The sequence below is a fragment of the Pseudomonas sp. 5P_3.1_Bac2 genome (assembly GCF_025465995.1).
Lineage (GTDB): Bacteria > Pseudomonadota > Gammaproteobacteria > Pseudomonadales > Pseudomonadaceae > Aquipseudomonas.
This window is the reverse complement of the sequence record NZ_JANLNY010000006.1, coordinates 1,161,291-1,187,418: the sequence shown is the minus strand read 5'-3', so window position 1 is coordinate 1,187,418 and position 26,128 is coordinate 1,161,291. Positions and strand designations below refer to the sequence as shown.

General features: G+C 59.7%; 20 protein-coding genes. 9 read left to right on the top strand and 11 right to left on the bottom strand.

Annotation, left to right across the window (positions count from 1 at the left end; all coding sequences use genetic code 11):
- Both NTD81_RS09595 and NTD81_RS09590 read left to right on the top strand, forming a co-directional pair.
- Positions 1-2,253, top strand: coding sequence for a heavy metal translocating P-type ATPase (locus NTD81_RS09595; RefSeq protein WP_262181936.1), 2,253 nt, complete (start codon positions 1-3; stop codon positions 2,251-2,253).
- A gap of 278 nt (positions 2,254-2,531) precedes the next feature.
- Positions 2,532-2,717: a hypothetical protein gene (locus tag NTD81_RS09590; RefSeq protein ID WP_262181934.1), complete on the top strand. Its 186-nt coding sequence runs from the start codon at positions 2,532-2,534 to the stop codon at positions 2,715-2,717.
- Positions 2,718-2,804: 87 nt separating this feature from the next.
- Here NTD81_RS09590 and NTD81_RS09585 read toward each other — a convergent pair whose 3' ends face one another.
- From NTD81_RS09585 to NTD81_RS09575, 3 genes are all read right to left on the bottom strand, one after another.
- Positions 2,805-4,229, bottom strand: a complete 1,425-nt coding sequence (locus NTD81_RS09585) for a heavy metal sensor histidine kinase (protein ID WP_262181932.1) — start codon at positions 4,227-4,229, stop codon at positions 2,805-2,807.
- Positions 4,226-4,900: a heavy metal response regulator transcription factor gene (locus NTD81_RS09580; RefSeq protein WP_262181931.1), complete on the bottom strand. Its 675-nt coding sequence runs from the start codon at positions 4,898-4,900 to the stop codon at positions 4,226-4,228. Before NTD81_RS09580 ends, NTD81_RS09585 begins: the two co-directional genes overlap by 4 nt.
- A gap of 321 nt (positions 4,901-5,221) precedes the next feature.
- Positions 5,222-6,367 carry a DUF3472 domain-containing protein gene (locus NTD81_RS09575; RefSeq protein WP_262181930.1) on the bottom strand — a complete coding sequence of 382 codons (1,146 nt, stop codon included), beginning with the start codon at positions 6,365-6,367 and terminating at the stop codon, positions 5,222-5,224.
- Between the two features lie 327 nt (positions 6,368-6,694).
- Here NTD81_RS09575 and NTD81_RS09570 point away from each other — a divergent pair, with 327 nt between their 5' ends.
- The 4 genes from NTD81_RS09570 (at position 6,695) to NTD81_RS09555 (ending at position 13,947) form a co-directional block, all read left to right on the top strand.
- Complete coding sequence (locus tag NTD81_RS09570) at positions 6,695-7,948, top strand: TolC family protein (protein WP_410017126.1); 1,254 nt, start codon at positions 6,695-6,697, stop codon at positions 7,946-7,948.
- A 54-nt stretch (positions 7,949-8,002) separates the two neighbouring features.
- Positions 8,003-9,205, top strand: a complete 1,203-nt coding sequence (locus NTD81_RS09565) for an efflux RND transporter periplasmic adaptor subunit (RefSeq protein ID WP_262181927.1) — start codon at positions 8,003-8,005, stop codon at positions 9,203-9,205.
- A 22-nt stretch (positions 9,206-9,227) separates the two neighbouring features.
- The gene (locus tag NTD81_RS09560; RefSeq protein ID WP_262181925.1) at positions 9,228-12,356 is read left to right on the top strand and encodes an efflux RND transporter permease subunit; all 3,129 of its coding nucleotides are present in this window, start codon (positions 9,228-9,230) and stop codon (positions 12,354-12,356) included.
- A 196-nt stretch (positions 12,357-12,552) separates the two neighbouring features.
- The gene (locus NTD81_RS09555; RefSeq protein WP_262181924.1) at positions 12,553-13,947 is read left to right on the top strand and encodes an LLM class flavin-dependent oxidoreductase; all 1,395 of its coding nucleotides are present in this window, start codon (positions 12,553-12,555) and stop codon (positions 13,945-13,947) included.
- A 45-nt stretch (positions 13,948-13,992) separates the two neighbouring features.
- Here NTD81_RS09555 and NTD81_RS09550 read toward each other — a convergent pair whose 3' ends face one another.
- From NTD81_RS09550 to NTD81_RS09540, 3 genes are all read right to left on the bottom strand, one after another.
- Positions 13,993-15,213: an SfnB family sulfur acquisition oxidoreductase gene (locus tag NTD81_RS09550; protein ID WP_262181923.1), complete on the bottom strand. Its 1,221-nt coding sequence runs from the start codon at positions 15,211-15,213 to the stop codon at positions 13,993-13,995.
- Positions 15,214-15,223: 10 nt separating this feature from the next.
- Entirely contained in the window at positions 15,224-15,829 is a 606-nt protein-coding gene (locus tag NTD81_RS09545; RefSeq protein ID WP_262181922.1) for an OmpW/AlkL family protein, read from the bottom strand.
- Positions 15,830-16,083: 254 nt separating this feature from the next.
- Positions 16,084-17,337 (bottom strand): acyl-CoA dehydrogenase family protein, encoded by a 1,254-nt coding sequence (locus NTD81_RS09540; protein WP_262181919.1) that lies wholly within the window; start codon positions 17,335-17,337, stop codon positions 16,084-16,086.
- A gap of 338 nt (positions 17,338-17,675) precedes the next feature.
- Here NTD81_RS09540 and msuE (NTD81_RS09535) point away from each other — a divergent pair, with 338 nt between their 5' ends.
- Positions 17,676-18,227, top strand: coding sequence for an FMN reductase (gene msuE / locus NTD81_RS09535; protein ID WP_262181918.1), 552 nt, complete (start codon positions 17,676-17,678; stop codon positions 18,225-18,227).
- Positions 18,228-18,243: 16 nt separating this feature from the next.
- Complete coding sequence (sfnG, locus tag NTD81_RS09530) at positions 18,244-19,338, top strand: dimethylsulfone monooxygenase SfnG (RefSeq protein WP_262181917.1); 1,095 nt, start codon at positions 18,244-18,246, stop codon at positions 19,336-19,338.
- A 150-nt stretch (positions 19,339-19,488) separates the two neighbouring features.
- Here the strand turns inward: sfnG and ssuD are convergent, their stop codons facing one another.
- The 4 genes from ssuD to msuE (NTD81_RS09510) all read right to left on the bottom strand — a co-directional run bounded on the left by ssuD (position 19,489) and on the right by msuE (NTD81_RS09510) (position 23,607).
- Positions 19,489-20,613, bottom strand: a complete 1,125-nt coding sequence (ssuD, locus tag NTD81_RS09525) for an FMNH2-dependent alkanesulfonate monooxygenase (protein ID WP_262181916.1) — start codon at positions 20,611-20,613, stop codon at positions 19,489-19,491.
- Between the two features lie 113 nt (positions 20,614-20,726).
- Positions 20,727-21,827, bottom strand: a complete 1,101-nt coding sequence (locus NTD81_RS09520; protein ID WP_262181915.1) for a sigma-54 interaction domain-containing protein — start codon at positions 21,825-21,827, stop codon at positions 20,727-20,729.
- Between the two features lie 9 nt (positions 21,828-21,836).
- A complete protein-coding gene (locus tag NTD81_RS09515) occupies positions 21,837-23,024 on the bottom strand; it encodes an acyl-CoA dehydrogenase family protein (RefSeq protein ID WP_262181914.1) in 1,188 nt (395 codons plus the stop codon).
- A 22-nt stretch (positions 23,025-23,046) separates the two neighbouring features.
- Positions 23,047-23,607, bottom strand: a complete 561-nt coding sequence (msuE, locus tag NTD81_RS09510) for an FMN reductase (protein WP_262181913.1) — start codon at positions 23,605-23,607, stop codon at positions 23,047-23,049.
- A 409-nt stretch (positions 23,608-24,016) separates the two neighbouring features.
- Between msuE (NTD81_RS09510) and NTD81_RS09505 the strand changes: the two genes are divergently transcribed.
- Positions 24,017-24,718, top strand: coding sequence for a peptidase C39 family protein (locus NTD81_RS09505; RefSeq protein WP_262181912.1), 702 nt, complete (start codon positions 24,017-24,019; stop codon positions 24,716-24,718).
- 66 nt (positions 24,719-24,784) lie between these two features.
- Here the strand turns inward: NTD81_RS09505 and NTD81_RS09500 are convergent, their stop codons facing one another.
- On the bottom strand, positions 24,785-26,068 hold the full coding sequence (locus tag NTD81_RS09500; RefSeq protein ID WP_262181911.1) for an NAD(P)/FAD-dependent oxidoreductase: 1,284 nt from the start codon (positions 26,066-26,068) through the stop codon (positions 24,785-24,787).
- Positions 26,069-26,128 lie beyond the last annotated feature (60 nt).

Here is a 26,128-nt window from a genome sequence, read left to right as displayed (position 1 = left end):
ATGACTGAGCACAACCACCCAACTGCACATGCTGATCACGATCACGATCACGATCACGAGCCTGGCCACAGCCATGAGCGGGTGACGGATGCCGCGGCGCAGGCGCAAGCCATGGCTGCGGCTCAAGCACAAGCCAGGCAGGGCACGCTGCAACAGAGCCGTCTGCGCATCGAAGCGATGGACTGCCCGACCGAGCAAAACCTGCTCGAGAGCAAGTTGCAGGGTATGCCCGGGGTGCAGAAGCTGGAATTTAACCTGATCAACCGCGAGCTGTTGGTCAGCCACAGCCTGGCTAGCACAGCGCCGATTGAACAGGCCATCAGCGCCTTAGGCATGCACGCCGAACTGGTCACCGACAGCCGCGCCGCAGCCCGCAGCACACCGCCCGAGCCCGAGCGCAAAGCGTGGTGGCCACTGCTGTTGGCGGCAGTGGCGGCGGTTGGCTCGGAGGTGGTCGAGTTCACCCAACTAGGCCCGCAGTGGCTCAGTGCGGCCTTTGCCGTGCTGGCGGTTGCGCTGTGCGGTTTCAACACTTACAAAAAGGGCTGGATTGCCCTGAAAAACCTCAACCTCAATATCAATGCGCTGATGAGCATTGCGGTTACGGGGGCGTTGCTGATTGGCCAGTGGCCTGAGGCGGCGATGGTCATGGTGTTGTTCACCATTGCCGAGTTGATCGAGGCGCGCTCGTTGGATCGTGCCCGTAATGCGATTCGGGGCCTGCTCGACATGGCCCCGCAACGCGCCACCCGCCAGCAAGCCGATGGCAGTTGGCAGGAGGTCGATGTGCAGGCGGTGGCCGTGGGTGATGTGCTGCGCGTACGTCCCGGCGAGCGCATTGCTCTGGATGGTGAGGTGCGCAGCGGTCACTCCACAGTCGATCAGGCGCCGATCACTGGCGAGAGCCTGCCGGTGGAGAAAGCCCCGGGCGATGCTTTGTTCGCGGGCACCATCAACCAAGCCGGGGCCATGGAGTATCAGGTTAAAGCCCTGGCCGGCGACAGCACCTTGGCGCGGATCATTCATGCCGTGGAGGAGGCCCAGGGCTCACGGGCGCCGACCCAGCGCTTTGTCGACCAGTTTGCGCGGATCTATACCCCCGTGGTGTTTGTCCTGGCCTTGCTGGTGGCGCTGTTGCCCCCGTTGTTGCTCGGCGGCGCTTGGTTTGATTGGGTCTATCGCGCGCTGGTGTTGTTGGTGGTGGCCTGTCCGTGTGCCTTGGTGATCTCCACGCCGGTCACCATCGTCAGCGGCTTGGCAGCCGCCGCGCGTAAAGGGATTTTGATCAAGGGCGGGGTGTATCTGGAAAACGGCCGCCATATAACGGCCTTGGCGCTGGATAAAACCGGCACCATTACCCATGGCAAACCGGTGCAAACCGACAGCCTCAGTCTGCTGGCTGAAGCACAACCTGAGCATGCGCTGTGGGCGGCAAGTTTGGCCGCGCGCTCGGATCACCCGGTGTCCAAAGCCTTGGCCGTGCACGCCGAGCAAGCAGGGCAAAAGCTGCTGGCGGTAGATGATTTCAGCGCGCTGCTCGGTCGTGGCACCCAAGGCTCGATCAATGGCACTCAGCTGTATTTGGGCAACCACCGCCTGGTCGAAGAGTTGGGGATCTGCTCCCCGGACTTGGAAAGCCAGCTGCAAGCGCTGGAGCAGCAGGGCAAAAGTGTGGTGGTGCTGTGCGACAGCAGCCGGCCGTTGATGCTCTTTGCCGTGGCTGACACGGTGCGCCAGAGCAGCCGCGAGGCCATCGCCGAGTTGCAGCAGTTAGGGGTGCGCAGCACCATGCTGACCGGTGACAACCGTCATACCGCCGCCGCAATTGCCAGCCAGGTGGGGGTGGATGAGGCCCGTGGCGATTTACTCCCGGCTGACAAGCTGGCGTGGGTCAGCGCCCAACAAGAGCAGGGCCAGGTGGTGGCGATGGTCGGCGATGGCATCAATGACGCGCCGGCTTTGGCTAAGGCGCAGATTGGCTTTGCCATGGGCGCGGCGGGCACTGACACGGCCATTGAAACCGCCGACGTGGCGCTGATGGATGACGATCTGCGCAAGATCCCGGTGTTTATTCGCCTGTCGCGGCAAACCGCCCGTGTGCTCAAGCAAAACATCGTATTGGCGCTGGGGATCAAAGCGCTGTTTTTGCTCCTGACCATGATCGGTGATACCAGCATGTGGATGGCGGTCTTTGCCGACATGGGGGTGAGCTTGCTGGTGGTATTTAACGGTTTGCGTCTGCTGCGCCAATAGCTGCAAGCCGTTAGCCGCCCCGTCTAGTGCGTAAGCAGTGGCCGGGGCTTTTTTCTGCCTGATGGTTGCTACTTGCTGTATGCCGTAAGGCTCGGCAAACCGGCTGTAGACGGGGTTACACGCAGGGGGGCTGGGCGCGTCACCGCCACTAAGTCCGGCGTTAAGGGCTGCATCAAGTAGTTATCAGGAATGTAATTTAGCCCTCATGCTGCTGTTAGGCGCTGCTGCGTAGCCTGTAACGGTCGCTTTAGATAGCCGTTACCTACGAGGTTGATGCCATGCAAGTCGTTACCCGATTGATCCTTGCCACTCTGTTAGCCAGCAGCAGTCTGAGCGCTCTGGCTGAGGACGGTGCGCAGCGCTCGCAGCAAGCCGTGGCCAAGTTCCGCGCTGAGCAACAGCGCATCCATGGCCCAAGCCAGCCGCAGACTGCGGCTGGGCAAACCGAGGCAGCGGGGCAGTAAGCGAGCGTGAGCCTTTTTGGCATCCAGCTCCTTTGCCAGAAAGGTTTTTATAAGCGCCTGACAGGGCGCTTTTTTTATGCCTTGCGGTTACGCCTTAGCGCTGCCGACGGGGACTGCTTCAGGGCTTTGCGCCACCGGGAAATGCAGGGTGAAACAGGTGTTAAGACCAGGTTCGCTGCTGACGCTAACCTGACCGCCATGGGCCGTCATAATCGAGCGCACAATTGCCAGGCCGAGGCCGGTGCCACCATCGGCGCGAGCACGGGCGCGATCCACCCGGTAGAAACGCTCAAACACCTTGGGCAAATGTTCGCCGGCAATCCCCGGCCCGGGGTTGCTCACGCTTAGGCTCAGGTGCGCGGCGCTCTGGCTGATCTGCAACTGCACCAGGCTACCGGCAGGGCTGTGGCGGATCGCATTGGACAGCAAGTTGGAGATCGCCCGCTGCAGCATTAAACGATCACCCAGAATCTGGCCTTGGCCGCTGAGTTTCAGCTGCACCTGTTGGTCTTCAGCGCTCAGGCTAAACAGTTCAAGTACACGCTCCGTTTCTCGCGCCAGATCCAGAGGACGAAAGGGAATCAGCGCTGCCGGGTGGCTGACATTGGCCAAAAACAGCATGTCAGCGACGATGCCCATGGTGCGGCTGAGTTCTTCGGTGCAGCTTTCCAGCACGTTTTTGTATTCCTCACTGCTGCGCGGGCGCGCTAAGGTCACTTGCGCCTTGCCGATCAGGTTGGAGATTGGCGAGCGCAGCTCGTGGGCCAAATCATCGGAAAACTGACTGAGCTGCTGCACGCCATCGTCCAGGCGCTGCAGCATAAAATTGATGCTGCTGGCCAGCTCCGCCAGCTCTTGCGGCAGGTTGTCTTGTTCCAGCCGGTGGCTGAGGTTGTCGGTGCTGACTTGCGCCGCCACTCGGCGAAAGCGCCGCAGCGGCGCCAGGCCACGGTGCGCCACCCACCAGGAGCCGGCGGCAATCACCAACAGCACCAAGGGCAGAATCAGCAGGGTGGATTTAAACAGGCCATTGAGCAGATGGTGATCGCTGCTGCGATTAAGCGTCAGTTGGATGTCGATGGCGTGGCCATCTTTGCTGAGGATGCGTTGGCTGGCGGTCAACACCGGCTGCTGAGCAGCGTTCTGCCAGGCTTGATAAGTGACACTGGCGCCTAACGCCGCACTGGCCGCCGCTACTTCACCGGCCAGAGGCCCTGCGCGCAGCAACGTCTGCTGGGGCGTACCGGGCAAGGTGATGTTGAGCGATAAGCTGTCATGCCCGCGAATCAGGTCTTGCAGTTGGTGGCCTTGGCGCGGGCGCCAAGGTTTGACCTGTTGTTCGAGCAAGCTGTGGCGGACCTGGCCGAGTTTCTCCCCCAAGCTTTTACGCGCCGCCGCATCCAACTCCTGATGCAGCACGGCATAGGCCAGCAGACTCAGTAACAGCAGCAGGCCGGTGCTTAGCAGCGCTACGCTGAGGCCGATGCGGGTGGATAAACGCAGGGCGCTCATTCGCGTAGCTCCAGCACATAACCGACGCCGCGCAGGGTGTGGATCAGCTTAGTGGGGAAGGGGTCGTCGATCTTGGCCCGCAGGCGCCGGATCGACACTTCGACCACGTTGGTGTCGCAATCGAAATTCATATCCCACACCAACGAGATGATTTGCGTGCGCGACAACACCTCCGGGCTGCGCCGCAACAGCAGATGGAGCAGGGCGAACTCCTTGCTGGTCAGGTCTATGCGCTGGCCGCTGCGATAGGCGCGGTGACGGGCTGGGTCCAATTCCAGGTCGGCAATTTTCAGCACATCCGGCGTGCTGACTTGCTCGCCACGGCGGATCAGCGAACGCACCCGCGCCAGCAGCTCCGGAAACTCAAAGGGCTTAACCAGATAATCATCAGCACCGCTGTCAAAACCACGCAGCTTATCGGCCAAACGGCCACGGGCAGTCAGCATGATCACCGGAGTCTGAGCTTGCCGGCGAATGCTGGCGAGCACCCCCCAGCCGTCGATCAGCGGCAGGTCGACATCGAGAATAATCAGTTCGTAGTTGCCTTGGCTGGCCAGGTGCAGGCCATCGACGCCGTTGTAGGTGATATCGACGATATAGCCGCTTTCGCCTAGCCCCTGTTGCAAGTAGTCGGCGGTTTTAACTTCATCCTCGACAATAAGAATACGCATACAGAATTAACCTTTAAGATTTTGTCCGGCAATCATTAACTTGCCCCGATATTAGTTAGGGGTGTTTAAATTAATTAATGGTGCGCCACGCTACACCTTGTAGCGGGTTTAGGGTCAAGCCTGAGGCTGACTCAGATGGCGAGGGTTTAAACTAAGTGGTAGGGGTTTATGTAACTGTATGTGTTTGAGCGGTGCCAGTCTTTTGCTGGGAGGCTGGCTATTGGCTGTAAATCTTCACGTGAATAATTATTGAGCGAGTAGTTATTTACTTTTTGTTTATATAAGCCGGGCAGCCAAGACTTGGTTGCCCGGTGGTATGACTTATAGGGGCGCTGCTGACCATTTTTGATTGGCGGAGCCAACGCAGCTTTCCAAGGTCACTTCATAGCCGTCGCCTACTGCCGTCACGCATTTGTTGTTGCCCAAGTTCTTCAGCAAGCCATCGGCTAGGGACCATTGGGTGAATGTATTTTGCCCGTCGCCACACTGAATCACCTTGACCCCGCTGGCACCGTCCAAGCACAGGTTGCGCGCGGTAACTAGGTTGTTGTCCTTCGTGCTGCGCACCCAGCCTTGGTTTTCGCCATTGGTGCAGCGGTAGCTGATGGCCGGATTGCCTGCACCTAAGCCGGACTTCACGTCCAGACACAGCCCCGCATTAGTCAGCGGACCACGCACGGATTGACCGATGCCGTTCTCTTGGATGCTGCCTGTTGTCACCTGGCTGACCTTGGATATATCGCTGCAGGTGCTGGAAGTACTCACGCTGCTGATTTGTGCGCTGAGCTGCTGGTTGCCCTGGAAACCCACCGGCAAAGCCATGCTGGCCTTGCTATAGGGCTGGCTGCGGCAAGTGGTGGCAGGGTTGTTCCATTCGAAGTATTCGGCCCAGTTGACCATGCCACTGGCGGAGATACGCTTGGCTGCGGTTTTAATACTGCCCAGCACAAATGCTTGCTTGGTGGTTAGGTCAGTCACGGTCGCGGTGAGCCAATTATCTTGGCTGTAAGCCAAGATGAACTGGTAGGTGTGGCCTTCTTGCCAATCTAAATGCAGACGGCAACTGCGCCCTTCACCTTCACCAGAGAACGTCAGGCAGTAACTTTCAGGGCTGCCGGGTTTTGATTCAGTGGTATCCCAGGCGGAAAACAAAAAGGTCCGTGCTTTGCCGCCATTACTCTGCATACCGGCATAGGCCCCTGAGCTGGTGCCGACTAAATTGAACTGATTGGACCAGTAGACATTGGATGAATAGCCAGGGTCTTTATCCACGGTGATGGCGAAGTTAACGGCAGTAAAGCCTTGGATGGGATTTATGTTCTGTCCGTTATTACTGGCGAATCGATAGTTAGTGTAAGTGCCGGGAGTTTCACCGAATGGCTCGGCACTGCTTATTTGACTAAGGCTTATAAGGCTAAAAGCGATAATTGTTTTAAGTGCTTTGTTGTATTTATTAAATGTGGTCATTGTGCTAATTCCTTTTAGTTTGATACTAACTTGTTAGCGGTTGTAACTAACCAAGGAGCTTTTCAACAGTAGTCTTGATCTGACTGATCGGTCAATCTGCGTGCTGTCAGTTGGTCTGATTTGCAATTCGGTACTAAAAGCTGAACTTGATAAGAAACTTCTTAATTAGTTTTTTTGTAGGACGTTATATAGGGTTAATTAGCCGCTGCATTACGCTTTTGTAATGTTGAGGTCACCTCCGCGATAGCTGCGCTGATTAGATTTGGCAGCCACAGAACAACCGGCCAATAGCACTGGCCGGTAGATATTTTCGCGCAGGAGTGACTCGTGGTTAGACGTAACCCTAGATCGGCAAGAGGTCTGTATCAGTCCCTGGGCTTGGCTGTGGCCATGGCCCTCGCGGCCCTGAGTAGCCCTGCGTGGGCCCAGAGCCTGAGTTTGCAACAGGCGCTTGCCCAAGCGCTGGAGCACAACCCGGCGCTGCGCGCCAACGACCGCGAACTGGGCATGGCCCAAGGTGAGCGGCAGCAAGCCGGGGTGATCGCCAACCCGGAATTGTCCTGGTCGGTGGAAGACACCCGCAGCAACTCACGCATTACCGCCGTGCAAGTCAGTCAACCGATTGAGTTGGGCGGCAAGCGGGGCGCGCGGGTCGAGCTGGCTGAGCGCGGCCTCGACAGCGCGGCTTTGCAGCAAGAGCAAGCGCGTAACAACCTGCGCGCACAGGTGGTGCAGGCTTTTCACGGGGCGTTGCAGGCAGCCATGCGCTTGCAACTGGCCGAGCAAACCCTAACCGTCAGCCGCCGTGCCGTCGAGGTGGTCGAGGGCCAAGTGCAAGCCGGGAAAATCTCCACCTTGCAAGCCAAGCGCGCGCAGTTGCAGCTCGATGAAGTGCTGATCGAACAGCAGCGCGCCAGTAGCGCGTTGCTCGATGCCAAGCGCGAGTTGCAGGTGAGCATGGGCAGCGCCTATGACCTACAGCAGCTGCAGCTGGAGGGCAATGTGACCAGCTTGCCGCGCCTGCCCCTGGAGAACGACTTACTGCGCCGTTTACCCGGCGCCACGCAGATGCGTCTGGCCGAGATGCAAATCCAGCAGCAGGACGCGTCCCTGGCCGTGCAACGCAGCGAGCGCATTCCCAACCTGACCGTCAGCATCGGCAGTCAGTACAGCCAAGTTGATCGCCAGCGCGTCAACCTGCTGGGTCTGTCGATGCCTTTGCCGTTGTTTGACCGTAACCAAGGCAATGTTCTCGCCGCCAGTTATCGCGCTGATCAAGCCCGCGATCTGCGTAACGCCACCGAGCAACGCCTGCGCGCCGATGTGCTGCAAGCCAGCAGTCAGTGGCGCGTAGCGCAAGCCTCGATTGCCAGTTTTGAGCGGCAGATGCTGAACAACGCCAGCGCCGCGCTGGACAACACCACGCGTGGCTTCCAGCTGGGCAAGTTCGGTTTTATCGAGGTGCTGGATGCCCAGCGCAGCCTGATCGACATCCGCACCCGCTACCTGCAAGCCCTGGCCGATGCGCTGGATGCCTGGGTGCGCTTGGCGCGCATTTACGGCGATCTGAGTGCGGGCTAGGCAACTGCTGTGCATGGCCCGTTGGGCCGCTTACTTATTCGTCTCGGGGTTTACATGCAAAAGAAATACAGCCTGACCATTTTGCTGACGCTGCTGGTGGGGTTTGCCGCCGGCGCGATGTTTTATTTCAGCCAGCAGGCGGCGGCCGAGTTAGGCCATCAACTGGCCAACCGCGACGGTGCGCCAGCTCTGGCAGGGGCAGCCGAAGCCGCTGAGGAGGCAGAGCAGGAGGGCGTTATTGAGCTGAGCGAGGAGCAAATCCGCAGCGCCGGTATTGTCATCGCCACGGCGCAAAGCGCGCAGCTCAATAGCTATCTCACGTTGCCCGGTGAGGTGCGCTTTGATGAAGAACGTACGGCCCATGTGTTGCCACCCAGCGCGGGGGTTGTGGCGCAGGTGCAGGTGGAGTTGGGCCAGCCGGTTAAAGCCGGACAAGTGCTGGCCACCGTGGCCAGCCAGCAAGTTTCCGAGTTGCGCAGTGAGCTGGCCGCCGCCGGCCGCCGGGTTGAGCTGGCGCGGACCACCTTCGTGCGAGAGAAGCAGCTGTGGCAGGAGGGAATTTCCGCCGAGCAGGATTACTTGCTCGCCCAGCAAACCTTGCAGGAAGCGCAGATTGCCTTGGCTAATGCGCGGCAAAAAGGCCAGGCCATTTCCCCCGCTGAAGACGGCAAGGGCGGCAACCTCTACAGCTTGCGCGCGCCCTTGGATGGCATCGTGGTGGAGAAGCATCTGGTCCCTGGCGAAGTGGTGAGCGAAGCCAGCGCGGCCTTTACCGTGGCCGACATGCGCCGCGTGTGGGTGACTTTTAACTTGGCCCCGCAAGACTTGCTCAAGGCGCGCATCGGCCAGCGGGTACGCATCAGCGCGCCAGAGTTAAAGGCCCAGGTCGAAGGCCAGGTGAGCTACCTGAGCAACCTGCTCGGTGAGCAGACCCGCAGTGCCATCGCCCGCGTCAGCATCGACAACCCCCAGGGGCTGTGGCGCCCCGGCTTATTTGTCAGCGCCGGCTTGCTCACCGACAGCCGCCAAGCCGTGGTCAGCGTGCCGGGCAGCGCGATCCAGACCATCGAGGACAAACCCAGCGTGTTTGTCCGCAGTGCCACAGGCTTTGTGCTGCGTCCCGTGACCATCGGGCAGAGCAGCGAGGGCCTGGTGGAAGTCAGCAGCGGGCTTAAAGCCGGCGAGCAGGTGGCCAGCAGCGGCAGCTTTATCCTCAAGTCCGAGTTGGGCAAAGGCAGCGCTGAACACGCCCATTGACCGAATCTAGCGAGTAACTCCCATGTTTGAGCGCATTATCCAATTCGCCATTGAGCAGCGTTTCCTAGTGCTGTTGGCGGTACTGGCGATGGCCGGTGTCGGCGTGGCCAGCTACCAGCAACTGCCCATTGATGCGGTGCCCGATATCACCAACGTGCAGGTGCAGATCAACACCGCCGCCAAGGGCTTCACCCCGCTGGAAACCGAGCAGCGGGTGACCTTTCCCATTGAAACCGCCATGGCCGGCTTGCCTGATTTGCAGCAAACCCGCTCGCTGTCGCGTTCGGGACTGTCCCAGGTGACGGTGATTTTTAAAGACGGCACCGATCTGTTCTTCGCCCGCCAACTGGTGAGCGAGCGCCTGCAAAGCGCCAAGGAGCAGTTGCCCGAGGGAGTGGAGAGCGCCATGGGGCCGATTTCCACCGGTCTGGGGGAAATCTTCCTGTGGACCGTGGAGGCCGAGGAGGGCGCGCGTAAGGAAGATGGCAGCGCCTATACGCCCACCGACTTGCGGGTGATTCAGGACTGGGTGATCAAACCGCAATTGCGCACCGTGCCGGGGGTGGCGGAGATCAATAGCATTGGCGGTTTTGCCAAGGAGTTTCAGGTCGCGCCTGAGCCTAAGCTGCTGGCGGCCTACAAGCTGACCCTGAGCGATTTGCTCAACGCCTTGCAGCGCAACAACGCCAACGTCGGCGCCGGCTACATCGAGCGCAACGGCGAGCAGTTGTTGATTCGTGCGCCGGGGCAGGTCAGCTCATTGCAGGACATCGCCGACATCGTGGTGAGCAATGTCGATGGCGCGCCGATCCGCATCAGTCAGGTGGCCAAGGTGCAATTTGGCCGCGAGATTCGCTCCGGCGCCGCCACTGAAAATGGCCGTGAAGTGGTGCTCGGTACGGTGTTTATGCTGATCGGCGAAAACAGCCGCACGGTGTCGCAAGCAGTGGCCGCGCGCCTGGAGCAGATCAACCGCTCGCTGCCAGAGGGGGTCAAGGCAGTGACCGTGTATGACCGCACGAACCTGGTCGACAAAGCCATCGCCACGGTGAAAAGGAATCTGATTGAAGGCGCGATCCTGGTGATCGTTATTCTGTTTTTATTCTTGGGCAATATCCGCGCCGCGCTGATTACCGCCGCGGTGATTCCCTTGGCCATGCTGTTTACCTTTACCGGCATGTTCAGCAATAAGGTCAGTGCCAACCTGATGAGCTTGGGCGCACTGGACTTCGGCATTATCGTCGACGGCGCCGTGGTGATCGTCGAAAACGCCATTCGCCGCCTGGCCCACGCCCAAGCCAGGCATGGCCGCGAACTGACCCGCAGCGAGCGCTTGCATGAGGTGTTTGCCGCCTCTAAGGAAGCCCGCCGCGCACTGATTTTCGGGCAGTTGATCATCATGGTGGTGTACCTGCCCATCTTCGCCCTCACCGGCGTGGAGGGCAAAATGTTCCACCCTATGGCCTTTACCGTGGTGATCGCCTTGCTGGGCGCCATGCTGTTGTCGGTGACCTTCGTGCCGGCGGCCATCGCCCTGTTTGTATCCGGCAAGGTCAAGGAAGAAGAGAACTTCTTGATGCGCTGGGCCGGCCGTGTCTATGCGCCGACGCTTACGTGGATCATGCAGCGCAGCAAGTGGGTGTTTGTTGGCGCGGCGACCATGGTGCTGCTCTGCGGGGTGTTGGCGTCACGCATGGGCAGCGAGTTTGTGCCGAGCTTAAGTGAAGGCGACTTTGCCTTGCAGGCTCTGCGCGTGCCGGGCACCAGCCTGAGCCAGTCGGTCGAGCTGCAACAGCGTCTTGAGCACACCATTCTGGCCCAGGTGCCGGAGGTGCTGCGTATGTTTGGCCGCACCGGCACCGCCGAGATTGCCTCCGACCCGATGCCCCCGAACATCTCCGACAGCTATGTGATGCTGAAACCGCGTGCACAGTGGCCCGATCCGCAGAAAACCCGCGAGCAGTTAGTGGCGGATATTCAGAAGGCCGCCGAGCTTGTGCCGGGCAGCAGCTATGAAATATCCCAGCCGATTCAGCTGCGCTTTAACGAGCTGATTTCCGGGGTGCGTAGCGACGTGGCGGTCAAGGTGTTTGGTGACGACATGGCTGTGCTGAACCGCAGCGCCGGGCAAATCGCCCAGATGCTTAAGGGCATTGCCGGCGCCTCGGAAGTGAAGGTCGAGCAAACCACCGGGTTGCCGGTACTGGCGATCAATATCAAGCGTGATGTGGCTGCCCGTTATGGCCTTAACGTCGCCGATATTCAGGACACCATCGCCGTGGCCGTTGGCGGGCGCAGTGCCGGTACCTTGTTTGAGGGGGATCGGCGTTTTGACATGGTGGTGCGCCTGGCCGATGAGGTGCGCAGCGATGTCGATGGCCTGGCCCGACTGTTGATTCCGGTGCCGGCTAACGCCACGACCAACCAGATCGGCTTTATCAACCTAAGCGATGTGGCCAGCCTGGACGTGGCGCCGGGGCCTAACCAAGTGAGTCGGGAAAACGGCAAGCGCTTGGTGGTGGTCAGCGCCAACGTGCGCGGTCGTGATATCGGCTCTTTTGTTGAAGAGGCCGAAGCCAAGCTGAGCCGTGAGATCAAGCTGGAGCCCGGTTACTGGACCGTGTGGGGCGGTCAGTTTGAGCAGCTGCAATCGGCGGCCAAGCGCCTGCAAATCGTGGTGCCCGCAGCTTTGCTGATGGTTTTTGTGCTGCTGTTTATGATGTTTAACAACCTGCGCGATGGCCTGCTGGTGTTCACCGGGATTCCCTTCGCCTTAACCGGCGGCGTGCTGGCCTTGTGGCTACGCGATATTCCCTTGTCGATCTCGGCTGGGGTGGGCTTTATCGCCTTGTCTGGGGTGGCGGTGCTCAACGGCTTGGTGATGATCTCGTTTATCCGCAACCTGCGCGAAGGCGGCATGGCGCTGCACGAGGCGGTTAACCAAGGGGCGTTGCAACGCCTGCGCCCGGTGCTGATGACGGCCATGGTGGCGTCCTTGGGCTTTGTGCCCATGGCCCTGGCCACCGGCACCGGCGCCGAGGTACAGCGGCCACTGGCGACGGTGGTGATTGGCGGCATTCTGTCGTCCACCACCCTGACGTTGCTGGTGCTGCCGGCGCTGTATCGCTGGGTCTATCGCCGCGAAGCCTAAAGCGCTGCAAGGTGACCTCAGGCCGGGGTCGCCTTGCTGTTGATTCACCAACAGCAGGCCAACACTGTGTCCAAGGCGACGCAGGAGCAACCCTTTTTATTTTTATAGGTATTTGATTAACAAGAAAAAAATTAATGGCATGGATTGTGTTTGCAGGCTCTTACCCTAAGCCTCAGTCGCTGTTCAGGAAGCTGCCATGTCCCGTGAAATCCGTTTTAATGCCTTTGAAATGAACTGCGTCGGCCACCAGTCCCCAGGCCTGTGGCGTCACCCCCGTGATCGCTCGTGGCAATACAAGGATCTGGAGTACTGGACCGATCTGGCCAAGTTGCTGGAGCGCGGCAAGTTCGACGGTGTGTTTATCGCCGATGTAATCGGCCTGTACGACGTGTTTAACGGCAATGCCGATGCGGCGCTGCGTCATGCCACCCAAGTGCCGGTGAATGATCCGCTGGCGCTGATCACGCCCATGGCCTTGGTCACTGAGCATCTGGGGTTCGGCTTGACGGCCTCACTGACCTTCGAGCATCCGTATCCCTTCGCCCGGCGCCTGTCGACCCTGGATCACCTGACCAAGGGACGGATTGGCTGGAATATCGTCACCTCCTATCTGGACAGCGGTGCGCGCAACTTGGGTCAGAAAGCCCTGAGCGATCACGATGCGCGCTACGACTACGCCGATGAATATCTGGAGGTGCTGTACAAGCTATTCGAGGGCAGTTGGCAGGATGACGCGGTGGTGCGCAATCGCGCCACGGGGCTGTTTACCGAACCGAGCAAGGTCCATGAGATTCGTCATCAGGGCCAACATTTTCAGGTGCCGGGTATCCATCTGTGCGAGCCCTCGCCGCAGCGCACGCCGGTGCTGTATCAGGCCGGGGCATCGAGTCGCGGCAAGGACTTTGCGGCCGGTCACGCCGAGTGCGTATTTGTCGCCGCGCCGTCGAAGGTTGTGCTGAAAAAAACCGTGGCCGAGATCCGCCGCCGCGCCGCTTTGGCCGGGCGTGATCCGCGCAAGGTGCTGATCTTCAATATGCAGACGGTGATAGTCGATGAGACCGATGTGAAGGCGCAGGCCAAATGGCGTGAGCTGAAATCCTATGCCAGTTACGACGGCGCGCTGGCGCTGATCAGCGGCTGGACCGGCATCGACTTTGGCCAATATCAGCCCGAGCAGGTGCTTAAGCATCTGCACACCAACGCCATTCAATCGGCGGTGGAGGCGTTCTCCACGGCGGACCCGAACAAGCAATGGACGGTGCAGGAACTGGCCGATTGGGTGGGCATTGGTGGCTTTGGTCCGTTACTAGTCGGCAGCGCGCAAACCGTGGCAGATGAGCTGCAGGCTTGGGTCGAGGAGACTGACGTCGACGGTTTTAACTTCACCTATGCCTTGGCCCACGACACCTTCCATGATGTGGTCGAACTGTTGGTGCCGGAGCTGCAAAAGCGTGGCGTGTACAAAACCGAATACACCCCTGGCACCCTGCGCGAGAAGTTGTTTGGCGCCGGGCCGCGCTTACCGGCCAGCCATCCGGCGGCGCAGTACCGCGATTTGCCGCAATGGCTTAAAGCGCATGGGGTGAGTTAGACGCAGTAACGAGAACGGGGCCCTAAGGCCCCGTGATTGATTGGCTTACAGCCAGGGATGGCGGGCTGGGTCGATGCCGTTTAGGTAGTAGTTGCCGAGAATGTGGTACTTCCAGCGCACCGGGTCGTGCAGGGTGTGCACCCGGGCGTTACGCCAGTGCCGGTCCAGCCCCAGCTCTTCCAACGTGGAGCGGGTGCCGGCCAGTTCAAACAGCTTATTACTGGCTTGCAGCGCCACCTCGGTGGTGAGGATTTTCGCCTCAGCGGTGCGGATCGAGGCCAAGGCCACGCTGGCGTCGCTGGGTTCAAGCAGAGCCTGATCAATGGCGTCGGCGGCCCGCTCCAGCAGGGCTTCGGCGGCATGCAAACGCAGCTGAATATCGCCAACCTGTTGCAGGATAAATGGATCGTCAGTGGCCTTTTCCTGCCCCGAGTCGACCCAGGCGCGGGTGTGTTGGCGGACATAGGCCAGGGTGTCATCCAGGGCGCCACGGGCTAAGCCAGCATCAATCGCGGCTTGGATAAACTGCGAGATCGGGCCGCCGGCGGTGGGCCGTTCAAAGGCTTGCCAAATGGGGATTACCTGACTGGCCGGCACCTGTACGTTATCCAAGTTCACGGTGCCGCTGGCGGTGGTGCGTTGGCCGAAGCTGGACCAGTCGTTACTGACCTTAACCCCTGGGGTTTGCCGCGGCACTATGGCCAGGTTGGGCCGTCCTTCAGCATCCAGACCAACGATAGGAATCCAGTGGGCGAGCAGGGCGCCGGTGGAGAAAAACTTCTGCCCGTTGACCACAAAGCCATCGCCAGCCGGCTCGATGCGCGTCTGAAAGTCGGCGACGTTTTTTCCGCCGCGCTCGGAGAAGGCATTACCAAAGCGCACGCCGCTCAGCACCAAGTCGAAGAAAAAGCGCTTCTGCTCCTCGCTGGCATCAAAGGCCAGGTGAGCGAGGATGACGAAGTGGTTTTGCGGCAACTGACCGAGGGAGCCGTCGGCTGCGCTGATCAGGCGAAACACTTCGCCCACTGTGCGGTAACTGGCGCCCAGCCCGCCATAGGCTTTGGGCACGAGGATGCTCCAGAGGCCGCTTTGCGAATAGGCGTCCAGTTCCTCCAGCGGCAGGCGCCGCTCGCGGTCGCGGGCGATGGCGTCCTTGGCAAATTGCGCGGCCAGCTCGCGGGCCACGCTGATGGCTTGCGCCTCACTGCTCAGGCGTTGCGCTGGTTGTGAGGGTTGTGGGCGAATGATCTGTTCTGCTTGGCTCATGGCTAACTCCTTAAAAACGGTAGGCAAGGTTGAGGCTGTAAACGAAGGGGTCGACATCGATGCTGCCGACCTTGTTGCCATTGATCTTCACGCTGCTGTCGATCTTGGCGTAACGCACATCGCCGCCAATGCTCCAGTGGCTATCCAGGGCGACGTCCAGTCCTGCTTGGTAGGCGATGCCCCAGGAGTCCGACAGCTCCAGCTTGTTGCCGTCGGAAAGGTGCTCGTCATAGAAGTAGGTGTAATTCAGGCCCACCCCGACAAAGGGCCGAACCTTGGCATCAGGGGCGAAGTGGTATTGCAAGGTGACAATCGGTGGCAGCTGTTTGGTGTTGCCGACTTTGCTGCCGTTGAGCTTGATGTCGTGCTTAAGCGGCAGGCCGCCGAGCACGTCCACTGCCCAGTTGGGGGCAAAGAAGTAAGCCACGTTGAAGGTCGGGCCGACGTCGTTGCCGATGTCGATCCGCCCGGGCTGGATATGCCCAGGATCGGAGGTGGGCACTACTTTGCTCACACCTGCGCGCACCAGCCAGGGGCTGTCGGCGCAGAAGGCAAGGTTGCTGGCCAGCAACAAACTGCTGGCCAGGGCGCTGCGGTAAATCCATTGCACGCTCATGGCATCTTCCTTGATTTTTAATAAAGCCCTATGGGGCACATCCTTGGTACAGGCACTGATCACTAGAGCAGTTTCTGTGCCATTCTTATCTATCTGTTTTTAAAGGATTATTTTCTATCGAATAGGGCGGGGCTGTTGGTTTTGCAACAGCAAGCTGGCAGCCTGTTGAGCGACCAACACTGACTGCGCAGTAACAGCCAGGCAGAAAAAAGCCAGCGCAAGCGCTGGCTGGTATAGGACGCAGACGGTGGTCGTTAAGCCGCCGGTTTACCCGCTCCGATTTGCCACACATAAGGCGGCTCGGTTTGGTTGATTTGCCAGTCGCCGATAATCTTTTCTTTGTAGATAACCGGGTTGTGAGAGGCGGCTGTGCGGGCATTGCGCCAATGGCGGTCGAGTTGTTGGTTAATGCTGGTGCCGGAGGCGCCTAAGGCGTTGAACAGGTTGCTGGTGGCGCTTAACACCAATTCAATTACGGCGACTTGGGCCTGCGCCGACTGCAATTCGGCGGCGATGTTGGCCTGCCGTTCAGCTTCATCCTGCGCGGCGCTGCCATTGCGCCGATAGCGTTGCAGGTACGCGCCTTGGGCCGCTTCGGCGGCGCGCAGGGTGGCGGCCTCAGCGGCATAAACCTGGCCAGAGGCCTTGCCGACGACCTGCTGGATTTGCGCATCGTGGCGGACGTGGCCGGCGTTGCCGGTGCTAAAAATTCGCGTGCGGCTGCGTACCTGTTCGCTGAAGTCACGCAGCGCCGCGTGGCCTGAGCCGGTGATCACCGCCAGCAACACCAATTGGTAAAACGCGGTTTGGTATTTAAAACGGGTGGCGAAGTCGATGAGGTTTTCCTCCGCCACTTCAGCATTGACCAACACCGTGGTGCCGCTGCCCGTGGTGCGTTGGCCGAAGCCATCCCAGTCGTCACTCAGGGTGATGCCCGGCTGCTGGGTGCGCACCGCTGCGATCACATCGCCGCCAGTGTCATCACGGCGGGCGTAAAGGTCGATCCAGTCGGAGAAAATACTGCCGGTGCTGTAGTACTTGCTGCCGTTGACCAGCCATTTATCCCCTTGGCGGCTGACCCGGGTGATCACATCGCCGATCTGCACTGCACCCACTTCTGTCCAGGCGCAGCCGACTAAGTCACCGTGCGCAAAACGCTCAAACCACACTTCCTGGGTGTCTGAAGCGTGGGCATTGAGTCGGTCTTCAACGAAGGCAAAGTGGCCGCGTAGGGCTTGCGGGATATTCGAGTCGGCCTCGGCCAGCTCGATCAATAACTGCACCAGCTGCGGCAAGCTGGCGCCTAGGCCGCCGTACTCCACCGGCACCCGTACCGCGCCAAAGCCGGCTTGTTTCAGCCACTGGATGGGCTCATGGGGCAGGCTGCGGCTGCGTTCACGCTCCAGCGCCCCGGCGGCGATGCGCTCGAAGATGGGCCGAAAGCGGCTGGCTAGTGCTTGATATTCCGTTTCTTGTCTTGCTGCGAGTAGATGCTGCTGGGCACTCATGGCGATCTCCTTATTAGCCGTGTCCTAGCCCTAGAGCAATCTTTGTGCCTCTTATAAATATCAATAAAAACATATAGATAGGTTTTTATCGCGAAGGCCTGATTGTCCTCGTGTAGGCAACTTGCTGAATAGCTGTTGGCATTTCAACAGCCAATAGCCATAAGGCTTTGTGCTGTTGTTTGGGCAACTGTTGCTTGTCCAACACTTGATCAGCAGCTTGTTGTCGCGCAAGCAGCGGACCTCACATGCGTTTTGATTAACCTATTGATAAATAAAGATTAAATGACTTGGCATGGATGCTGCTGAAACAGCTGTAAGTATCGTGCTGAGGTCAGCCAATGAGTCAGAAGATTAATGTGGTGGTGGTATCCGGCAGCTTGCGCCAACCGTCCCGCACGGAAGGCCTGTTAAGCGCCATTAGCCAACGCCTGGCTGCTCGTTTAGCCATCGATGTGCAGTGGCTGCGTATCGCTGAACTGGCCGGCAGCCTGGCCGGCTCTTTGGAGCGTGATACGGCCAGCCCGGCGCTGTTGCCGGCGCTGCAAGCGATCGAACAGGCGGACTTGCTGATCGTCGGCAGCCCTGTTTACCGGGCGAGCTACACCGGCCTGTTTAAGCACCTGTTTGATCTGGTCGATTACCAAGCGCTTAAAGGCGTACCGGTGCTGCTTGCGGCCACCGGCGGCAGTGAGCGCCACGCGCTGATGATCGACCATCAACTGCGCCCGCTGTTTGGTTTTTTCCAAGCCCATACCTTGCCCTACGGCCTCTACGCCAGCGTGGAAGCCTTTACCGACTATGCGCCGACGGACACGGCCTTGCTTGAGCGTATCGAGCGGGCGCTGGACCCGGCCGTGGCGTTTTTTCAAGGCCGCCTGCGCGCCGCCTAAATAAGGAGTGTTTAGCATGAGTCAGCAACCGATCAAATTTGCCTACTGGGTGCCCAATGTCAGCGGCGGCTTGGTGGTGAGCAATATCGAACAGCGCACCAGCTGGGATATCGACTACAACCGTAAGCTGGCGCAAATCGCTGAAACAGCCGGCTTTGACTACGCGCTGTCGCAGATTCGTTTTACCGCAGGCTACGGCGCCGAGTTCCAGCACGAGTCAGTGACCATCAGCCACGCGCTGCTGGCCGCGACGGAAAAGCTCAAGGTTATCGCGGCGATTCTGCCGGGCCCTTGGAACCCGGCGTTGGCGGCGAAACAGCTGGCCACTATCGACCACTTCACCGGTGGCCGCATCGCCATCAACGTGGTGTCCGGTTGGTTTAAAGGCGAGTTCCATGCCATCGGCGAGCCATGGCTGGAGCACGATGAACGCTACCGCCGCAGCGAGGAGTTTATTCAGGCCTTAAAAGGCATCTGGACCACTGATAACTTCACCTTTAACGGCGACTTCTATCGCTTTCGCGATTACAGCTTGAAGCCCAAGCCGTTGCAGCAGCCGCACCCGGAAATCTTCCAGGGCGGCAGCTCGCGCGCGGCGCGGGATATGGCGGCGCGGGTGTCGGACTGGTACTTCACCAACGGCAACACCGTGGAGGGCATCAAGGCCCAGGTTGAAGACATCCGCGCCAAAGCTGCGGCCAACGGGCATAGCGTGAAGATCGGCGTCAACGCCTTCGTCATCGCCCGCGAGACTGAAGCCGAAGCCCGTGCGGTGCTGGATGAAATCATCGCCAAGGCCAACCCCGAGGCGGTCAACGCCTTTGGCAGCGAAGTGAAAAACGCCGGCGCCGCGAGCCCAGAGGGCGAGGGCAACTGGGCTAAGTCCACCTTTGAGGACTTGGTGCAGTACAACGACGGCTTTAAAACCAACCTGATCGGCACCCCGCAGCAAATCGCCGAGCGCATCGTCGCGCTGAAGGACGTAGGGGTGGATTTGATTCTCACCGGCTATCTGCACTTCCAGGAAGAAGTCGAATACTTCGGCCAGCACGTGCTGCCGCTGGTGCGTGAGTTGGAGCAGCAGCGCGAGGGCAAACGCGCCGTGGCCTAAGCCTGACGCGCTGGCAACTGCTCAAATCAAGGCCGGGACGTACAATCCCGGCCTTGTGTTTTTTAGGCCAGGGCAATCGAGAGGTTTTCACCGCGCAGAAAAAACGGCCCGAGGCGATTGCCCCGGGCCGTTTTAGTGTGTCGCTAAGGATTAGGCTTTTTTACCGGCACGCACGTCAAAAGCGCCGCCGGTAAAGCTGCCATCCACGGTGACTTTTTGCTTACCTGGCAGCAGCGGGAACACCAGCTCAGCAAAGCGGTAGGCCTCTTCCAAGTGCGGGTAACCGGACAGCACAAAGTGGTCGACGCCTAAGTCTGCGTACTCCTGCAAACGCGCCGCCACGGTTTGAGCATCACCGACCAGCGCGGTACCGGCGCCACCACGCACCAGGCCGACACCGGCCCAGAGATTGGGCGCCACTTCCAGTTTGTTACGGTCGCCACCGTGCAGGGCCGCCATGCGTTGTTGGCCCACGGAGTCCATCTTGGCGTAGTTCTGCTGGGCGGCGGCGATGGTGTCGTCATCCAGATAGCTGATCAGCTCATCGGCGGCGGCCCAGGCTTGTTCGTTGGTTTCCCGGACGATCACATGCAGGCGCACGCCGAAGGTCACGCTGCGGCCATATTTGGCCGCCCGGGCGCGCACGTCGGCGATCTTCTCGGCCACGGCAGCCGGCGGCTCGCCCCAGGTCAGGTAGCCGTCCACATGCTTGGCCGCCAGCTCGTGGGCGGCCGGCGAAGAGCCACCGAAATACAGCGGCGGATAAGGCTTCTGCACCGGGGCGAAGAAATTTTGTGCGCCTTTGACGTTGAGGTGCTTGCCTTCAAAGTCGACGGTTTCACCGCCCAGCAATTGCTTCCACACGGTGAGGAATTCATCGGCGGCGCTGTAGCGTTCATCGTGTTTCAAGAACACGCCATCGGCGGCCAGCTCAGTGGCATCGCCACCGGGGACCACGTTCAGCAGCAAGCGGCCTTCACTGGCTTGATCCAAGGTCGCGGCCTGACGTGCCGAGGCGGTGGGGTTACCCAAGGACGTGCGCAGGGCCACCAGCAGTTTGATCTTGTGCGTGACCGGCACCAGGCTCGCCGCTGTGACCCAAGGGTCCAGGCAACTGCTGCCGGTGGGAATCAGCAAACCGTCGTAACCGAGGTTCTCCGCGGCCACGGCGATCTGACGCATATAGGCGTTGGTGGCGGGGCGGCCACTGGCGCTATGGCCCAGGTAACGGGTGTCGCCAGAGGTGGGGAGAAACCAAAAAATATCCAAACTCATAATCTCTACTCGATGCAGGTCAAAGGGCTGCCGACTGGTTTGGCAGTACGGGCAACGCAGGCAGCTAAGTTGGCGTGGGCGCTTGCTTGGGCAAGTCTGGGTTTAGGTGAAACTTAAATCGACAGGTTGAGTACTTTCCCTCCCTGCGAGCTTTGCGCGGGACGGCGTTTGTTGACCACCAGCTCGCCAATGTTAATCAGCAACGAGCGCGTCACATTGCGGCTTAAGCCCAGCAGGCTGGCGGTGTGGACTTGGTTGTAATGGCAGAAGTGATAGGCGCTGCGCAGCAGGGCTTCTTCGACCTTTTCATGGAGGGCGCCGCTCTGTTCTTCAAACAGCTTATGGAAGGCGCGCTGCAACAAGGCATCAGCGCTTTCATCCTGGCTCGGGCTCGCTTCCGGGCGTTCGATGCGCAGGTTGGTCAGGCGCAAGTCCTGCTCGCGGATCAAACCGTCCTGGCAGATCAGCAAGGTGTGATGGATAACGTTTTCCAGCTCGCGGATATTCCCCGGCCAGTCGTAGCTGCTCAGCTTGCGTTCGGCATCGCCGCTTAAGCGCACTTCACCGTAGCCCAAGCGGGCGCTGTAGGTGCGGATAAAGTGGCGGGTCAGCGGCAGGATATCGCCCGGGCGTTCACGCAGCGGATACAGCTGCAGGCTGACTACATTGAGGCGGTAGTACAGATCCTCGCGGAAGTGCCCGGCATTGATCGCCCGCTCCAGTTGCACGTTGGTGGCCGCGAGCACGCGCACATTGATCGGGATGCTCTTGCGCGAGCCCAAACGCACCACCTCACGCTCCTGCAAAACGCGCAGCAGCTTGACCTGAATCGCCAGGGGCAAATCACCGATTTCATCGAGGAACAGGGTGCCGCCGTTGGCTTCTTCAAACCAACCGGCCTTGGCCGCTAGGGCGCCGGTAAAAGCCCCTTTTTCATGGCCGAACAGCTCGGCCTCGACCAGGTTCTCCGAGAACGCGCCGCAGTTGACTGCCACAAACGGGCCATTGCAGCGCCCGCTGAGGTTATGGATATGTCGCGCCACCAGCTCCTTACCCGTCCCGGTTTCGCCAATGATCAGGACGCTGGCCTCACTGGGGGCGACCTGTTGCAAGTGGGCGAGCAGCGCCTGCGATTTTGGGTCTTCAAACACCTGAGCGGTGGCCCGAATCGAGGTAGCCAGTGTGGGCGAGGGCGGTAACGTCAACAGTTGCATGGTCGTCCCTTATGAGTAGAAGGTCGGTGTCGGGAGCGTGTGATTCAGCGCCCAGTCGCCCAGCTCATGGAGTTTGTATTCCACCGGGTCGTGCAGGGTTTGGGTGCGCAAGTTGCGCCAGAAGCGATCAAAACGCAGCGAGGCATGGGTGGCGCGGGCGCCGGTGACTTCAAAGACGCGGCTGCACAAGTCCAAGCCGACGCGGGTAGCGGCGACCTTCGCGGTGGCGATCGATACCGCCAGCCGGCCACGTTCCTCGGCGCTGAGCTGCTCCTGTTTGGCCCACGCCGCGTCCAGTTGGGCGCTGGCCCGTTCGATCAGTAAGCGCACGCTTTCCAATCCCACCCAAAACTCGCCGTAGTGGCGCAGGGTGTAGGGGTCTTGATTAGCCTCGCTGACATTGGCGCGAAACCACGGCCGGCTTTCCTTCGTGGTGTAGTTTCGCGCTTCTTCAAAGGCACCTTCGCTGATGCCGAGAAACAGATTGGCAAAGTGCAACTGGGCAATCAGCGGACGCAGGCTGGCGAATGGCGTGCTTAGCGGGCCGGGATCGAGCAGCAGCTCGTTATGCTCAACCCGCACCCGTTCAAAGGTGGCGCTGCCGCTGTCGGTCTGCCGTTGGCCGATATTGTCCCAGTCGCCATGCAGGCTGATGCCGGTGCGGCCACTGGGGATCGCCGCGATCAGCAGCTTGCCGCCGGCTTGTTCATCCACCGCTGAGGCGATGAGCATTTCCGAATCACTGGCGCCGGAGCAAAAGCTCTTTTTCCCGGAGAACTCGTACCAGCCATCAAACTTCTTCACCACCGTACGGGTGTCCAGCGGGTTTAAGGCATTGCCCCAAAACCAGTTCTTGCGCGCGGTTTGTTCAAACCAGGGTTGCCACTGCTCTGGGCGCGAGAACAGGCGTACGGTGGCCAGCATCAGGTGTTGGAAACCAAACACATGGGCCACGGAGCTATCGACCCGGGCGATGCTGCGCACCGCGGTCAAGGTCTCGCTCCAGTTAGCGCCGAGGCCACCGTATTGTTTGGGGATGATCAGGGTCAGCAAGCCACTATTGCGCAGGGCGTCGCGCTCGGCTTTGGGCGTGCCGCCGCTGACATCCCGCTCCACTGCCGACTCGGCAAATTGCTCAGCCAGCTGTTGCGCGATGACTTGCGGGCTCACAGCTGAGATTTTCTCTTCGGCATTCATGGTGAATTCCTGGCTGTGGGCTTTAGGCCGTTTTACGCTTGCTGTAGGCTGCGCCAAACCAGCCCGCCGCACGTTCTACGGCCAGGTCGATGCGGTTGTTGAGGGCGTCACTGGTGATCTGATAACCGTCGAAATCCGCCGCTGAGGCGTATACGCCGATGGGTAGCGTCAGCGCTTGCAGGAAGCTAAACAGCGGGCGCAGTTGGTGATCGAGAATCAACGCATGGCGATCACTACCGCCGGTGGCCGCGAGCAGCACCGGCTTATCGACCAGGGCGTTTAGCTCGATCAAATCAAAGAAGTGCTTGAAGTGCCCGGTATAGCTGCCGCGATACACCGGGGTGGCGACGATCAGCAGATCCGCCGCTTCCACCGCCGCTAATGCGGCTTCGACTTCGCTCGGCGCTTCGGCGCGATAAAGAGAGGCACCGAGGGCGCGGCCGATTTCACTCAACTCGATCACCTCGCTGCTGATATTCAGCTGCTCACCGAGTTGGCCCAGCAGCGCCTCAGTAAGCGCCAGAGTCTTGGAGGGACGCGCAGTGCCCGCGCTGAACGCTACAACTTTTAGTGCCTTGCTCATGAAGATGTTCCTGTGATGGTTAGGGACTGAACAGTCCATAACAATCTTTGTGCCAATAATTAGCCTTTAAAAATCAGCTAGTTATATTTAATAGTGAATGGCTGGCTGTTGCTCATCAGTGCATTTGTTGCTCAGCTGTTGCTCCAGCAACAGTTTTTGGCTGTTGCTGGAGCAACATGTGCGTTTTGCAGAACTGGCTGCTGTTATAAGTCCCAAGGCATATATCTGGAAGGAATTGATATTTATATATTTATTCCATATTTACTGGTCTCATGCTCCATGGGCGCGCCGTGGGCTTGTTTAGACGAGCTGTAAGCTGCATTAGGGGATCTGCTGCTTGCTGCTTGCTGCTTGGGCTTGCTGCCCGACATGGTTATGCTCTGCGCACCAACTAATCTGCGGGTGATCCATGTTGCAATTGATTTGCGCTGGTGGCTGGCTGCCACTGGTATTTGTCTGCCTGCTCAGCAGTGCCTGTTCCTCCGATGCGCCCATGCTGCTCAACCGCAGTGGCTTGCCCGAGCGGGTGGAGCTGGCTGATGTGCCATTCTTTCGCTTGAGTGACGAAGTGGGGGGCGCCTCGGCGCTGGCCGCGCAGCTTAACCACCACGAAGTGATCGTCAGTCCTGGCTTGGTCAGTACCCGTATAGAGCAACTGCCTAAATCTGCCGCTGGTGCCAACAGCCCCAGTGCCCTAAGCGCAGCGGCGCGCTCCTACGACATGCTGGTCTACTCACTGCCAGCCAACCTCGAAGCACTGCTGACGCAAGTGGCCGCTGGCCAGCCGGTGCTGCTGAAACTCGATGAGGGCTTTGCCGGTGGTGACACCGAATACGCCAACCTAGTGGGTTTCGATCAGCGTCAGCAAATCATGCTGCTGCGCGCCGGCAATAACCGCCGTATGCATCTGCCGTTTAAGGACTTCGATAAGGCCTGGGCCGAGGCCGGGCGTTGGGCTGTGCTGGTGTTGCCAGCCAACACCTTGCCTGCGCAGCCCGATCAGGCCCTGTGGCTGCAAGGCGCCCGCGATCTACAAGCCCAAGGCCGCACCGATGCCGCCCAGCGTGCCTTACGCACAGCCCATAAAGTCTGGCCGGATGCCCAGCTCTGAGGCTGATTGCGCCCGCATAAAAAACGGCACCCGAGGGTGCCGTTTGGCTTTGCCTGTTAAGCGGGATCAGATCCCCAGCTTGTCACGCAGCGAGTAGTACCAAGCGCCCAAGGCCGTGAAGGGCACGCGCAGCAACTGGCCGCCAGGGAAGGGGTAGTGCGGTAGCGTGGCGAAGGCATCAAAACGCTCAGCCTGGCCGCGTAGCGCCTCAGCCAGCACCTTGCCGGCCAAGTGGGTGTAGGTCACGCCGTGGCCGCTGCAACCTTGCGAGTAGTAGACGTTGTCGCCGAGGCGGCCGACTTGCGGCAAGCGCGACAGGGTCAGCAGGAAGTTACCGGTCCAGGCGTAATCAATCTTGACGTTCTTCAATTGCGGGAAGGCCTTGAGCATCTTCGGCCGGATGATCGCCTCGATGTTGGCCGGATCGCGGGCGCCATACACCACGCCGCCGCCGAAGATCAGGCGCTTGTCCGCCGAGAGGCGGTAATAGTCGAGCAGGTAGTTACAGTCTTCCACGCAGTAATCCTGCGGCAGCAAGCTCTTTGCCACTTCATCCGACAGCGGCTCAGTGGTGATTACCTGAGTGCCGCACGGCATCGACTTAGCCGCCAACTCTGGGATCAAGTTGCCCAGGTAGGCGTTACCAGCAACCACCACGAACTTAGCTTTAACTCGCCCTTTAGGCGTTTGCACCACCGGGTTGGCGCCACGATCAATACGCGTAGCCGGGGTTTGCTCATAGATGGTGCCGCCCAGGGACTCCACTGCATCGGCTTCACCCAAGGCCAGATTGAGTGGATGGATATGGCCGCCGCTCATGTCGAGCATGCCGCCGACATAGTTGTCGGTGCCCACCACATTGCGGATGCCTTTGCTGTCCAGCAGTTCAAGCTGGGTATGACCGTAGCGCTCCCACAGCTTCTTCTGCGACTCAAGATGCTTCATGTGCTTAGGCGTGTTGGCGGCAAACACGCCACCGTCTTTAAGGTCGCATTGAATGTTGTACTTGGCCACGCGCTCACGAATGATGCGGCCACCTTCAAAGGCCATATCGCCGAGCAGTTTGGCTTGCTGGGCGCCGACGCTGCGCTCGATGACATCAATGTCGCGGCTATAGCTGTTAACGATTTGCCCGCCGTTACGCCCCGATGCACCAAAGCCAACCTTCGCCGCCTCGACGATTACCACCTTAAAGCCGTTCTCGAGCAGGGCAATGGCTGTCGACAGTCCGGTATAACCGGCACCGACCACACACACATCGGTTTCAATCTCACCTTGCAACTCAGGCCGCGCCGGTGCCGGATTAGCTGATGCTGCGTAGAAAGATTGCGGATAATCGCTGTGTGCCATTTTTCAAACCCCTGTTCTTTATTTTTTACGAATTTCTCGATGCTACCTTAGATAAAAATG